Source organism: Vibrio tarriae (assembly GCF_002216685.1).
In the GTDB taxonomy this organism is placed as follows: domain Bacteria; phylum Pseudomonadota; class Gammaproteobacteria; order Enterobacterales; family Vibrionaceae; genus Vibrio; species Vibrio tarriae.
In genome coordinates, this window is record NZ_CP022353.1 from 2920229 (window position 1) to 2934243 (window position 14015).

Sequence of the window (14015 nt, forward strand, 5' to 3'; positions counted from 1 at the left end):
TTCTCTCCCGTTGCCCCACCAGGATGGTGGGGATTTTGTTGCTTTCCCTCATATTTGTTGGCTTACCATCGACAGCCCTGAGTGACATCTCTGAATTGTGGTAATAAAAAACCCCGCATGAGCGAGGTTTGTCGTGACATAGTGTTAATACTATTGGTCGGTAGACGATTCAGGCTGCTCGCCTTCTTCTTGTTCGGCAATAGCAGCCAACACCGGTGCATACCACTCATCCAGTTTGGCGCGCAGAGTATCGACACCAATTCCGCTTAATGAAGAGAAAGCATCAACGGCCACATCGCCACCAAAGGTTTTTGCCTCTTCACGCACTTTCAATACTTGTGCTTTACGAGCGCCACTTTTTAGCTTATCCGCTTTAGTCAGCATCACTTGTACTGGAATTCCGCACTCCACCGCCCAGATGATCAGTTGCTGATCGAGGTCTTTCATCGGATGACGAATATCCATCAGTACCACTAAGCCTTTTAGGCTTTGGCGCTTTTGTAAGTATTCACCAAGGGCTCGCTGCCACTTGAGCTTCATCTCTAGCGGGACTTGAGCAAAGCCATATCCGGGCAAATCGACGATATGACAGCCGTCTGCTACTTTAAAAAGGTTAATCAACTGAGTACGACCCGGAGTCTTACTGGTTTTGGCCAGATTTTTCTGGTTGGTCAGGCGATTAAGGGAACTTGACTTACCAGCATTAGAGCGTCCTGCAAACGCAATTTCGATACCTTCATCTTCAGGAAGATGGCGAATATCAGGCGCACTGGTAATGAAATGCGTGTTTTGGTAATGAATTTTTACGCTCACTGTGTTAACTCCATCTCGACTTTGTGTAGTCGATTGATTACTTTTTTGTGAAATTGTGTAAAATAACCGTGCTCGGCATAAGGTCGCCTATTGTACCATGAGAGGTACCCCAGAGTGGTACTGGAAGCTTGATAATTATAAATGGAATGTCATGAAGAAATTAGCGCTAATCTTGAGTGTTTTAGCCAGCTGCTCTGTATGGGCCCAAGGTAGTATCGAAGCTGGTAAAGCCAAATCTCTAACCTGTGCTGCCTGCCACGGTGCAGACGGCAACAGCCCGTTAACCATTTACCCTAAACTGGCAGGGCAACATGAGAAGTATCTTGAGAAACAACTCAAGGAACTGAAATTGGGTGCTTCCAGCGGCGGAAAACAGGGCCGTTATGATCCTGTGATGAGTGCAATGGCGATGCCACTGAGCGATGAAGATATCGCTGACTTGGCTGCATACTATGCCTCTATGCCTATCTCTGGCAATACCACACCGGAAGATGTCGTGGCCCAAGGTAAAGCACTTTATACCGCTGGGGATGCATCACGTGGGTTGACCGCTTGTATCGCGTGTCATGGTCCGCGCGGTAATGGTACGGAGTTATCAGGCTTTCCAAAAATTTCAGGCCAGCATGCTGACTACATTAAAGCGCAGCTAGAAAAGTTCCGTTCAGGCACTCGTGCGAACGATATGAACGAGATGATGCGTGATGTGGCGCATAAGCTGACAGATACGGATATTGATATCCTATCGAAATACGTAGGTGGCCTGCACTAATTCGGCAATACGAGCAAAAAATACCAAACAGCCCTAGTGACCTTACTAGGGCTGTTGCTTTTCTGGCGCTGAGAATCTTATCTCTCCCCCCTTACTCCATGTGATTTTGCGTTTTTTGTTTAGGTTGATGAGAAAATCGCCTTTTACACTCCACTCTAAGGGGAGTTTCTGGTATGTTGCGCATCCCGTTGGAGGAGGTCAGCATGCATTCGTGCCCGTTATGTCACAGTGAAAACAGCCAAGCGTATTTTGTAGATAAGCATCGTCGCTATTTTCAATGTCAGCAGTGTGCGCTGGTGTATGTCGATCCTGAGCAACGCTTAAGTGCGGAGCGAGAAAAAGGCTTCTATGACTTGCATCAGAACATTCCTAGTGATGAAGGCTATCGACGCTTTTTATCACGAGTCTGTTCGCCTATGCTTGAGAGACTGCCTCCCCAATCTCAAGGGTTAGATTTTGGCTGTGGGCCTGGTCCCACCTTATCGCTGATGTTAGAAGAAGCCGGACACGCCGTGGCGTTGTACGACATTTTCTATCATCCGGATAGTGAGGTGTTAAACCGCCAATACGATTTTATGACTGCGACTGAGGTGATTGAGCATCTGCACGATCCTCACCGAGTGTGGCAGCAATGGTTAAATTTAGTTAAGCCAGGCGGCTGGATTGGTCTGATGACAAAAATGGTCAAAGACTTGGACGCATTTGCTGGTTGGCACTACAAAAATGATCTCACTCACGTGATCTTTTTCAGTCGTGCCACATTTCAGTATCTGGCGGAGCGGGATAAGCTCGAACTTGAATTTATTGGTAATGATGTAATTTTACTGAGGAAACCCCAGTAATGAGTCGCTCAAAGAAATCGAGAAAACCGGGTACCAACAGTAACGACCAACTGGTCGTGGTACGTACACGCAGCGAATCCGAAGTGGAGAGCCGTCTGCGTAAAAAACTGAAAAAGCGCAAAGGCTTAAAGTCAGGTAGCCGTCATTCAGAAAGCACTGAAAGCCAAGTGCGCCAAGGGACGCAGAAACGTGACCCACGTTTGGGCAGTAAAAAGCCTATTCCGTTGGTTGTTGAAGCACCGAAAAAACTCAACAAGCAAGAGCGTAAACTGGCGGCAGAGCAAGAGCTGGCGATGCTGGAAAAAGATGCGCAACTGAGCGTATTGCTGGATAGACTCGACAACGGTGAGAAGCTAGGTATTGGCTTGCAGAAATACGTTGATGAGAAATTAGATCGCATCGAAGTGCTGATGGATCAACTGGGTCTGTTGGACGATGAGCCAGTGGAAGAGCCAGCACCACAAGCTAAACCAAGTAAAAAACGCAAAACGGAAGAGGATTTACTCTCTGAGTTTGAACAACTGGATGTCGATAAGTACCAAGATTAAGGAGCAGTGATGAACGGGATGCTACTTGCCAGCGTAGGTGGTGCCATTATCGTGGCGCTCGCCAGTTACGCGGCCTATTTGCTGTGGCAAGTGAAAAAACAGCAAACGCTGCAGTTGCAACATCAGCAGCTAGCGATTGAAAAGCGTAATGCGAACATCTTTGATAGCGTTAATATCCTTTGCATGGCGGGTATTCAAGGGCAGTGCGATCTGTCGGAAATCAGTATCCGTGTTTATTGCATTATGGATTATGTGCAAGGTGAGCAGCGCATCAATTTTGAACAAGAGTATCCTGCAATCTCTGAGCTTTATCATTTGGTGAAAGACATGGCGCGCGGTGATGCGCGCCAAGCATTACCCAAACAAGAGCGAATGAAGCAGAATCTGGAACGCACCAAAGCTGAAAGCCGTCTGCAAGAGGCAATCATTGATGAACTCACTGCTCTCAAGCAGCGTATCCAGCCGCTGAATAACCAAATCGCGATTCAAATGGTGTGAAACTAACTCGAAAGGGTGAGTGATCGCGCTAGCAGAATCGAATATTTTGTTGCCAAATCCTGTTCTGCTGCCCGACGTCGGTCAATGTCGTGTGGCAGAATAGCCCGTCAAGAATTGAGCAAAACGGAAAGATTCACTATGTCGTCGTATGTCGTACCCAGCCAACAGATCGTTTGGGATCAGGCCATTTTGGATAAGTACAACTACTCCGGTCCGCGTTACACTTCATACCCGACTGCGGTTGAGTTTCATGAAGCCTTCACCATCGCTGACTTTGATATGGCTTGTACTCAGTACCCAGAGCGCCCGCTGTCGCTTTATATCCATATTCCGTTTTGCCACAAGCTTTGCTACTACTGTGGTTGTAATAAGGTCATTACTCGTCACTCGCACAAAGCGGATGAATACCTTGATGTGCTTGAGCATGAAATTCGCCAACGCGCCTCACTGCTGACAGGAAGAGATGTGACTCAGCTGCACTTTGGCGGTGGCACACCGACTTTCCTGACCAATGCGCAGATTAGCCGCTTGATGACGCTGCTACGCAGTGAATTTCATTTTACAGATGACGCTGAAATCAGCATTGAAATCGATCCGCGTGAAATTCAGTTAGAGGTGCTTGACCATCTGCGCCAAGAAGGCTTTAACCGAGTCAGCATCGGGGTGCAGGATTTTAATAAAGAAGTACAGAAGCTGGTGAACCGCGAACAAGATGAGCAGTTTATTTTTGCTCTGGTAGAGCGTGCAAAACAGCTTGGTTTTCGCTCGACCAACCTCGATCTGATTTACGGCTTGCCTAAACAAACCGCAGAAACCTTTGCCCAGACGTTGCAGCAAGTGCTCACTATGAAGCCGGGGCGCTTGTCGGTGTTTAACTACGCGCATATGCCGCAACTGTTCGCGGCGCAGCGCAAGATTAAAGATGCGGATTTACCTGCCGCCGAAGAGAAACTGGCGATTTTACAGCAGACGATCACTACGCTAACGGGCGCGGGTTATCAGTTCATCGGTATGGATCACTTTGCGTTGCCGGATGATGAGTTGGCAGTGGCCCAGCGTAACGGTATTTTGCATCGTAACTTCCAAGGCTACACCACCCAAGGTGAGTGTGACTTAGTCGGCTTTGGGGTTTCCGCGATTTCTATGGTGGGTGATGCCTATGCGCAAAACCAGAAAGAGCTGAAAAAATACTATGCACAAGTCAATGAGATGCGTCATGCACTGTGGAAAGGTGTGGCGCTCGATCAAGATGATTTGCTGCGCCGTGAAGTGATTAAGCAGCTGATTTGTAACTTTAAACTGGATAAAACCGAGATTGAGCGCGAGTTTAATCTGCGTTTCAATCACTACTTCCGTCAGGATTTAGCTCTGCTACAAACCTTCATTGACGACGAGTTGGTGACGGTGGATGAAAAAATGATTGAAGTGACTCTGCGTGGTCGTTTGTTAATTCGCAACATCTGTATGTGTTTTGATAAATACCTGCGTGAGCGGGCGCGTCAGCAGCAGTTCTCGCGAGTCATTTAAGACTGCATTCAAACACAAGGCCACCGCATGCGGTGGCCTTGTTGTTTCTTATGCTACGCCATATCAGGATGACTGAACGGAAGGGGACTCCAGCAAAGAGAGTGCCTTACGAGAGACATCATGCGCCGCACGCGTGAAGTTTTGCTTTTCTAATGCATCCGCTAGATAAGCATAGTCGGAGACACAGGAACGTAGAGACAGCGCTTTTTCGAGATGTTTCTGCGCATCAGCCCAATGTTTCTCACGCAGATACAGTTGACCCAAAGCGCTATGTGCTTCCGCATTATTGCTATCGCGGCGCAGGGCATCTTCCAGCACAGCGATCAGGGGATGGCGATCAGAGATATTGAGCTCTGGCAGCAGGGCATACAGCTCAGCAGTCGGCTGTTTTTTCAAGCTCTCTTTGATCACAGAGAACGCCTCATAATCGGCTTTACGTTCAATGAGCTGATTGATGAAACACATCAACAATTCAGGCTCAGCTTTTAACTTGCGTGACATCTGCGCCCAATGCTGCACCAAACCTTCACTGCCTTTTTGGCTGGCAATGCTTTGTAACATGCCACGCTGAGCGGTAAGTTCAAGCTGCTGCGCTTCTTCATTGCTTAAGCGTTTGGCTTTTACCAGTTTCGGGAGTAGGTCTAACAGCGGCTGCCATTCGCCTAGGGCTTGGTAGCACTGGTTAAGCAGGCTGAGCACGACAGTGTTGTGTGGATGGCTGTTTTGCAGTTGCGTTAAGGTGGTCAAGGCGGCGGTATTATCGCCATCGCTGAGTTGTTGTTTCGCGCGTGTTAGCTCTACTGCTAATGTGGCGTTGTCCTGCTGCGCCGCAAGTGCTAAATAGTGATCACGCTTCGCTCGATCACCCATGCCATTCGCAGCTTCCGATGCAACGAGATAACAGAGCAGCGGCATATCGTGATGGTTTGCCCAGCGAGTGACTTTTTTCTCGGCTTGTTTCCAATCACCTTCAAGCAGTTTGATGATTCCTTCGTTGGTGTAGCGGCGCGAGCGGCGTAGCTTACGCACGCTGAACCAGTTCCATGTATGAAAACTGGTATAGAGAATTTTTTTCACCAAAAATTCAAGGGCAAACAGCGCGGCTAACGCAGCGATGATAAAGATCACCAGCGTGGTGACACTCATTTCGATAGTGCGATTGGCAATTGAGATCAGTACATAACCTTGCTGGCCAGCGTATTGAGTGCCGACAAACAGGCCAAGACCGAGCACGACAAATAGGAAAATCAGTCGAATCATTGCTGCGCCTCCGTAGTGATAGGAGAAACACTGCGGCGCAAGCGTTCGGTGATCACATCGGCTAACTGCTGCTGAGTTTGCAGTTTCACGGGATAGTTAACTTGTACCTGTTGTTTTGCGAGCAAAGCTAACTCAGCATTAAACGCTTGCACAGCTTTGTCTCCAGCATTGAAGAAAGAGTTAGACCACTGTTCAGCGGTAGTCAGTGAAGTGACATAAAGGGTCTGTTGTTCGGTGTACACCCCTTTGATTGCCGTTTCTAACTTGGCTTGCAGGTTCTCTTTTAAATAAAAATGCTGAGTTGGGGAGAGCAGAGGTATCACGTTGCCATCACGAGAACGGAAAGTAATGAAGTTATCGGCAAAGGCTTTGAGTGAGCTTTTCAGGTTGGTTTGCCAATCATTGATGTTTTCCGATACGGCTGGAGTCTCCTGTGGTTGATCGGCGGGCAGGATCGCATTAGCCAGCGGTAAGCTGTCGACTTGTTGCTGCAAACTGATCAGACGCAGCACTAAACCATCACGATCAATCAGTGGAATGTTTTTCAGTGCTGTGATGTCGTTGGCCATTGCCTTACGCAGTGGTGTTAGGCTTGGGTCATTGAGTGCAGCAATGCGCTGGTCGGCACTTTCCATCAATTGGGTTGCGGTTTCCGCATCATGCTCAAGAAACAGCTTACGACCCGCCAGTTTTACCAAATAATCGGCTTCCGCGAGGAGCCAATCATTCGGGCGACGACCTTTAATATCCGCCACCGCGAGCTGCAAGCTCTCAATGCTTTTTTGCTGTTGTTCCAGCACGGTTTCTGCACGGTGAGTAATTTCAGTGGCTTGTGAGGTGGCTTGCGATACGGTTTGTTCTAGCTGCACATTGAGTGCATCACGGGTTTGTTTCAGCTCTGCGTGTACGGCTTGCAACTGGTTGTTAAATTCACTTTTTTGCTGCTGATGTACATAGGCAAAACCTGCGCCGAGCGCTAACACCAGCAGAAGCGCCACGCTCGCCAACTTTTTCCCTTGCGAGTTTGGTTGTGGCGGCTTGTCTTGAGCTGGTGTGCTGTCCAAGGTTTTCTTGGTCGCCGGTTGGTTTGGCGCTGGGCTATCTTGTTTGTCGGGCGCGGCCGGGGGAGTCACCGCTGCCGAGCTTGGGTTTACTGTGGTTTCAGGTTCTTGTTGCGGTTTATTGTTGTTGGTCATTGCTCAGAGTTCCTGTTGGTTTTTCGGGCATCAATGCCGCGACTAAATCGCGATTAGCAGCACTTAGCGTGACCACGATGCGATGAAATCCTAGTTGATGGGCGAGAGTGGCAATCCGTTGGCTGGGTACGAGCAAAGTTAACTGCTGCACCCATGGCAAGTGTGATGTCTCGAACTGACGGATAAAAAAAGCCAACTGCTCACTGCTGGTGATCACCAGTGAGTCGACCTTCGCCAACTGCCATTTTTGGACACACTCGGCGGCGGCAAATGGCAGATCATGTCGACAATACGCTTCTTGATAGCGCACTGTCGCTCCTCTTTCCACTAAGGTGGAATAAATCAGTTCACGACCACCATTACCCCGTAAGATCAATACTTTCTTACCTGCAACATCACGCAGCGTACTGAGTGCCAGCAGATGTTCACTATCGCTTATTTCTGGATAGTCTACTGATTGTTGGCAGGCTTTGCTGAAAACATGCGCGGTTTTTTGACCAACGGCAAGGTAAATAGCGTTATTTGGCCAACAAATTCGGCGATGTTGCAGAAATTGGTCACTGAAGATGACGGCATGTTGACTGACGGCAATGATGATATCGAATGAAGATAAATCTTCTGCCAGCGCAGCAAGTTGAGGGCTGGCAGAGATGGCGATCAGCGGATGGTGCAGGGCGGGGATGCCCTGCTGGTGCAGCAGTTGGCACAGCTCTGTGCCTTGTTCATCAGGACGAGTGACCAGTACTGTCATAACACCCTCAATCAATGCGAGATAAGCAATCAGTCTATGCGTGCTGACATAGGCTTACTATTATTCGTGGTCACCATTACTCGTGGTCACAATAGAGACGCTCTAAGATCTCTTTGGCTCCTTGGCTAAGCAGTTGCTCAGCTAGCGTGATGCCAAGTTGTTCCGCTTGTGTGCGAAGTCCGCGAATTTCGCCGCGCACGATTTGCGAACCATCGGGTTCACCCACGAGCGCACGTAGCCAAATATTGTCACCCTCCAGCAGTGCATAGCTACCAATCGGCACCTGACAGCCACCTTGTAACGTGAGATTCATCGCGCGTTCGCAGCGCACTCGATCGGCGGTATCTGCATGGTTAAGGGGCGCGAGTAGGGCGCGCACGCGTTGATCATCTACGCGACATTCAATACCGACGGCACCTTGGCCAACCGCAGGTAGGGACTGTTCCGGTTCAATAAAGCTACGAATACGGCTTTCGAGCTCAAGGCGTTTTAGGCCTGCTGCCGCTAAAATGATGGCATCGTATTCGCCCGCATCAAGCTTACTTAGGCGAGTCCCCACGTTGCCGCGCAGCTCTTTAATCACTAAATCTGGCCGTGCTGCTTTGAGTTGGCATTGACGGCGTAGACTGCAGGTACCGACGATAGCGCCCGAGGGCAGATCTTCAATCTTGGCGTAGGTGTTTGAGACAAACGCATCACGCGGATCTTCCCGTTCGCAGATGGTGACTAAGCCCAGACCGTCAGGGAAATCGACCGGAACATCTTTCATTGAATGCACGGCTAAATCGGCGCGCCCTTCGAGCATGGCAATTTCCAGCTCTTTCACGAATAAGCCTTTACCGCCCACTTTAGCCAGTGGAGTATCCAGAATCACATCGCCGCGCGTGACCATAGTCACCAACTCCACCTGCAGTCCGGGGTGGGCTGCCATTAAGGCGTCTTTAACATAGTTGGCTTGCCACAAAGCCAGTGGACTCTGGCGGGTTGCAATGCGAATCGGCGTCTCGGTCATTATGATGTTCCTATCCATCTGGTTTAAAATCGCCTAATCCTATCACTTGGGGCTTAAAATGCTTACAACTAGTTCGAGTCGGAACGATTTTGCGCAGAAGAATGTCGTTTTCCCGCTTGATTGTGTGATTAGACTCGCATTTATTATCTTGGCGATACTTACAAAACGGCAATTTGCAACAACACTGTAATCATTTATGCTGTTTTGTGTTGATAAGTGTTTAGTTTGGTGTGATGTGCTTCCAAGAGCGCTTTACCAAACTGGAAAGAAGTGTTAGATTGATCACGTTTTGTTGGCATGGTCGCGTAAAACATAACCAAAAAGCGGCTTTTATCTGTCATATCAGGGAAGCAAACTTGCAGGCTTATACTCAGACCTTAATCCATAGACTTGATAAGCTAAACCGGCAACGTATTGAACGTGCGCTGGCTCTTATGGATTTGCAAAGTCAACGTGTTTTCCACCTCATTCCCGCACTATTTCAATTTAATCATCCCCTGATCCCCGGTTATTTTTCTGCTGATACGCCTTTCGGTATCCATCTGTTTGAAGCCAATCCTATCCAGCAGCAATTCATCGATGATGCACAGCTGACGCTTGGCGAGCCGTTAACGTCAACTGAAACTGACAATCCGGCAATTCTAGGCTTGTATACGATGGGCAGCACCTCATCGATCGGTCAAAGCACATCGAGCGATCTGGATATTTGGGTCTGTGTCTCTGCTCACATGAGTTGTGAGGCACGCGATAACCTCTCCAGTAAATGTCTGCTCATTACCGATTGGGCGAAAAGTCAGGGTGTTGAAGCCAATTTCTTCATCATGAATGAAGAGCGTTTTCGCCATAACCATTCCGAAGCGCTAAGCGGAGAAAACTGTGGTTCATCACAGCATTTGTTGTTATTGGATGAGTTTTATCGCTCGGCGGTGCGCTTGGCGGGCAAGCGACTGCTGTGGCAAATCGTGCCACCAGAAATGGAAGAGTGCTACGACGAATATGTTCACGAGCTCTGTTCAAATGGGTATTTGAACTGCAATGAGTGGATCGATTTTGGCAAGTTAAACCGCATTCCGGCTGAAGAGTACTTTGGCGCGAACTTGTGGCAACTGTATAAGAGCATTGACTCGCCTTATAAATCGGTACTCAAAGCCATTTTGCTTGAAGCCTATTCGTGGGAGTACCCGCACACTCAACTGTTGAGTATCGACAGCAAGCGCCGCTTCTTTGCCGATGAACCGGATCTGTACGGCATGGACTCTTACTATCAAATGTTAGAGAAAGTGACGCGCTATTTGGTGCGAATTGGTGATAGCACACGCCTTGATTTAGTGCGCCGCTGTTTCTATCTCAAAACCCATGAGAAGTTGTCGCGTGAGCCGGGCGTCGGCTCGATGCCTTGGCGTCGTGAAGCTTTACGGGAACTGACCAGCGAATGGCAATGGAGCGCAGACTTGATTGCCGAGCTCGATAATCGTCGTCACTGGAAAGTCGAGCAAGTGAAGGTCGTACACCACGCACTGCTTGATGCCTTGATGCTCAGTTATCGTAACCTGATCCAGTTTGCGCGTCGTAATGACATCACCTCGGCCATTAGCCCACAAGATATCTCGATTTTGGCGCGTAAACTGTACGCGGCGTTTGAAGTGCTGCCGGGTAAAGTCACACTGCTCAACCCACAAATTTCCCCAGACCTGCATGAGCCCGATTTAAGTTTTATTGAGGTTTGTGCCGGACGCACCAATAAGCCCGGTTGGTATCTCTACAAGCAGCCGCTGCAGGCGCAGCGCTTGATTGGTCAGCCGTATCTTGAGCACAACGAATACTTGAGTAAATTGGTGGCGTGGGCCTTTTTTAATGGCCTGATCACGGAGTCGACTCGTTTGCATGCGGTGGTGCGTGAAGCGCAACTGGATATCGACAAGTTCTACCAAATGGTCAGCGATCTGCGTAATACCTTTTCGCTGCGTAAGCGTCGCCCTACCATGCAAGCGTTGGCCAATCCTTGTGAGATTAGCCAGCTTGCCATGTTCATCAATTTTGAGCACGACCCAACCAGTGAACTGAGTGGGAAAGCGCTGAAAGTCGACCTGAAAAATATCGATATTTTTAGTTTTGGTGCTGAGCAGAAATGCTTAGTCGGCAGTGTCGATTTGGTGTATCGCAACTCGTGGCAAGAAGTGCGTACCCTGCATTTTGAAGGCCAGACGGCCATGCTTGATGCGTTGAAAACCGTGCTTGGAAAAATGCATCAGGATGCGCTGCCGCCAGAATCGGTGGATGTGTTCTGCTACAGCAAAAACTTGCGCGGCGTGATGCGTAACTTGGTTTATCAACTGTTGGCTGAGTGTATCGATTTGCGCCTCAAGCCGATGGAGCAAGAGAAACGTCGTCGTTTCAAAGCGCTGCGCATGGGCGATCAGATGTATGGTTTGTTCTTTGAACGCCGTGGTGTTTCGGTTCAGAAGTTGGAGAACTCGGTCGATTTCTATCGCAGCATCTCAACCAATAAGCTCAAGGGCTCGCCTTTACTGATGCTCGATCGCGATCAAGATTACCCATTGCCTGCGGTGGTGGATAGTTTTGCCAGTGAAGGTTTGGTGCAGTTCTTCTTTGAAGATACCGAGAAAGGTTTCAACATCTATGTGCTTGATGAGGCCAACCGTATTGAAGTCTATCACCAGTTTAATGGCGAAAAAGACGAAATGATTGCCAGCGTCAACAGCTTCTATACCTCGATGTTGGATGACAGCAGTAAACTCGGCGCGAAAAGCATCAATTTTAACTTGCCGCAGTATTACCAAATCATCCACCCAGAAGAGGGGGAAACGTACGTGGTGCCATATCGTAATGACAGCGCCGTGTATTCCAAGCCTTCGCAAGTGGTCAATGCCTAACTCATTGGCGTCTCAGGTTTTCTAAATCCTTATCAATAAAAAAGAGCACAATCGTGCTCTTTTTTATTATGCGTCAGCGACAGCATGCCTAAGCGACTCTCGTGCTTAAACCCAATCAATCGGCTCATCGGCGTGCTTATCACACTCTTGCTTGAGCAGAGTGAGCAGCTCAAGCCCAGTTTTTGAACAGATCCATTCGCCATCAATCGATTTGAAATGGTAGCCACCTGATTTGGAGGCTAGCCAGATTTCACGCATCGGTTCTTGGCGGTTAATGATGATTTGGCTGCCATCATCAAACTCGAGTGTCATCACATTGCCTGACGTTTCGTAGTCGATATCCGCGCCGGCCTCATCAATCGCGGCCTCTATACGCTCTAGCTGGCTATCGACGAGTTGATGAAATTCAGTTTCGTTCATCCTATCTATCCTATTGCTTTTCCTAATCGTGGTGCGATTATAGGGGGCATTGATTCAATAAGCACGATATGCAAAATGAAAAAGAAATTCACTGCACTGTTTTTGTTGTCGGCTCTCGCGTTAGCGGGATGCGGGCAAACTGGGCCACTGTATATGCCTGATGATGCAAAACAAAGTGAGCAAAGTCAGTAAATCACGCTACTAAGAATAAAAGGGAAAGCATTTTGGATTACTTCAATTATCAGGAAGATGGTCAGTTGTGGGCTGAGCAAGTTCCACTCACCGATTTGGCAAACAAGTACGGTACACCGCTTTATGTTTACTCAAGAGCGACACTTGAGCGCCATTGGCACGCGTTTGATAAATCAGTCGGTGATTATCCTCACCTAATTTGTTATGCGGTGAAAGCCAACTCTAACTTAGGGGTATTGAATACTTTAGCTCGTTTGGGTTCAGGTTTTGATATCGTCTCCGTTGGCGAATTAGAGCGTGTATTGGCCGCCGGTGGTGACCCAAGCAAGGTGGTATTCTCTGGTGTGGGTAAAACCGAAGCTGAGATGAAGCGCGCCCTGCAATTGAAGATCAAATGCTTTAACGTGGAATCGGAGCCTGAGCTGCAGCGCCTGAATAAAGTGGCCGGCGGGCTTGGTGTTAAAGCGCCGATTTCACTGCGCATCAATCCTGATGTGGATGCCCAAACTCACCCTTATATTTCAACGGGTCTGCGTGATAACAAATTTGGCATCACCTTTGACCGCGCGGCGCAGGTGTATCGCCTTGCCCACAGCTTGCCAAATCTTGATGTGCACGGTATTGACTGCCATATTGGCTCACAGCTAACCGCTCTCGCCCCCTTTATTGATGCGACTGACCGTTTACTGGCACTGATTGATTCGCTGAAAGCGGAAGGCATTCATATCCGCCACTTGGATGTCGGCGGTGGCTTAGGGGTGGTTTATCGTGATGAACTGCCTCCAAAGCCTTCGGAATACGCCAAGGCATTGCTGGACCGCCTAGAGCGCCACCGCGATTTAGAGCTGATTTTTGAACCGGGACGCGCGATTGCGGCTAACGCGGGAGTATTGGTGACTAAGGTGGAGTTTCTCAAACACACCGAGCACAAAAACTTCGCGATCATTGATGCGGCGATGAACGATTTGATCCGCCCTGCGCTATACCAAGCGTGGCAAGACATCATTCCACTGCGTCCTCGTCAAGGCGAAGTGCAAACTTATGATTTGGTTGGCCCTGTGTGTGAAACCAGTGATTTCCTAGGGAAAGATCGTGACTTAGTGTTGCAAGAGGGAGATTTACTGGCGGTGCGCTCTTCAGGTGCGTATGGGTTTACCATGTCGTCGAATTACAATACCCGTCCGCGAGTGGCTGAAGTCATGGTTGATGGCAATAAAACCTATTTGGTGCGTCAGCGTGAAGAGCTTAGCAGCTTGTGGGCGTTAGAATCGGTATTACCGGAGTAAAGTTATC

At 48.8% G+C, this 14015-nt stretch carries 14 protein-coding genes; 8 read left to right on the plus strand and 6 right to left on the minus strand.

The features are described from left to right. Positions 1–150: 150 nt before the first annotated feature. Positions 151–813 carry a ribosome biogenesis GTP-binding protein YihA/YsxC gene (gene yihA, locus CEQ48_RS19270; RefSeq protein ID WP_000111629.1) on the minus strand — a complete coding sequence of 221 codons (663 nt, stop codon included), beginning with the start codon at positions 811–813 and terminating at the stop codon, positions 151–153. Positions 814–964: 151 nt separating this feature from the next. On the opposite strand from yihA, the gene CEQ48_RS19275 reads away from it, so the two are divergent. The 5 genes from CEQ48_RS19275 (at position 965) to hemN (ending at position 4997) form a co-directional block, all read left to right on the plus strand. Continuing rightward, entirely contained in the window at positions 965–1582 is a 618-nt protein-coding gene (locus CEQ48_RS19275; RefSeq protein ID WP_089072298.1) for a c-type cytochrome, read from the plus strand. A gap of 203 nt (positions 1583–1785) precedes the next feature. After that, positions 1786–2424 (plus strand): class I SAM-dependent methyltransferase, encoded by a 639-nt coding sequence (locus CEQ48_RS19280; protein ID WP_000555165.1) that lies wholly within the window; start codon positions 1786–1788, stop codon positions 2422–2424. Next, entirely contained in the window at positions 2424–2972 is a 549-nt protein-coding gene (gene yihI, locus CEQ48_RS19285; RefSeq protein ID WP_089072299.1) for a Der GTPase-activating protein YihI, read from the plus strand. Before CEQ48_RS19280 ends, yihI begins: the two co-directional genes overlap by 1 nt. A 9-nt stretch (positions 2973–2981) precedes the next feature. Further along, complete coding sequence (locus tag CEQ48_RS19290; RefSeq protein ID WP_055033080.1) at positions 2982–3470, plus strand: DUF2489 domain-containing protein; 489 nt, start codon at positions 2982–2984, stop codon at positions 3468–3470. 138 nt (positions 3471–3608) lie between these two features. After that, positions 3609–4997 (plus strand): oxygen-independent coproporphyrinogen III oxidase, encoded by a 1389-nt coding sequence (gene hemN / locus CEQ48_RS19295; RefSeq protein ID WP_089072300.1) that lies wholly within the window; start codon positions 3609–3611, stop codon positions 4995–4997. 63 nt (positions 4998–5060) lie between these two features. Here hemN and CEQ48_RS19300 read toward each other — a convergent pair whose 3' ends face one another. From CEQ48_RS19300 to hemC, 4 genes are all read right to left on the minus strand, one after another. Next, a complete protein-coding gene (locus CEQ48_RS19300) occupies positions 5061–6257 on the minus strand; it encodes a heme biosynthesis protein HemY (RefSeq protein WP_055032081.1) in 1197 nt (398 codons plus the stop codon). Then, on the minus strand, positions 6254–7453 hold the full coding sequence (locus CEQ48_RS19305; protein WP_089072301.1) for a uroporphyrinogen-III C-methyltransferase: 1200 nt from the start codon (positions 7451–7453) through the stop codon (positions 6254–6256). Before CEQ48_RS19305 ends, CEQ48_RS19300 begins: the two co-directional genes overlap by 4 nt. Continuing rightward, entirely contained in the window at positions 7437–8204 is a 768-nt protein-coding gene (locus CEQ48_RS19310) for a uroporphyrinogen-III synthase (protein WP_198301213.1), read from the minus strand. Before CEQ48_RS19310 ends, CEQ48_RS19305 begins: the two co-directional genes overlap by 17 nt. 76 nt (positions 8205–8280) lie before the next feature. After that, on the minus strand, positions 8281–9216 hold the full coding sequence (gene hemC / locus CEQ48_RS19315; RefSeq protein ID WP_157724708.1) for a hydroxymethylbilane synthase: 936 nt from the start codon (positions 9214–9216) through the stop codon (positions 8281–8283). A 356-nt stretch (positions 9217–9572) separates the two neighbouring features. Between hemC and CEQ48_RS19325 the strand changes: the two genes are divergently transcribed. Then, positions 9573–12110: a class I adenylate cyclase gene (locus CEQ48_RS19325; RefSeq protein WP_089072305.1), complete on the plus strand. Its 2538-nt coding sequence runs from the start codon at positions 9573–9575 to the stop codon at positions 12108–12110. A gap of 105 nt (positions 12111–12215) precedes the next feature. Here CEQ48_RS19325 and cyaY read toward each other — a convergent pair whose 3' ends face one another. Next, positions 12216–12530, minus strand: coding sequence for an iron donor protein CyaY (cyaY, locus tag CEQ48_RS19330; protein WP_001005953.1), 315 nt, complete (start codon positions 12528–12530; stop codon positions 12216–12218). Positions 12531–12605: 75 nt separating this feature from the next. Between cyaY and lptM the strand changes: the two genes are divergently transcribed. Together lptM and lysA are read left to right on the plus strand one after the other, a co-directional pair. Then, on the plus strand, positions 12606–12722 hold the full coding sequence (gene lptM, locus CEQ48_RS20640; RefSeq protein ID WP_000726424.1) for an LPS translocon maturation chaperone LptM: 117 nt from the start codon (positions 12606–12608) through the stop codon (positions 12720–12722). Between the two features lie 32 nt (positions 12723–12754). Continuing rightward, positions 12755–14008: a diaminopimelate decarboxylase gene (gene lysA, locus CEQ48_RS19340; protein ID WP_089072306.1), complete on the plus strand. Its 1254-nt coding sequence runs from the start codon at positions 12755–12757 to the stop codon at positions 14006–14008. Positions 14009–14015 lie beyond the last annotated feature (7 nt).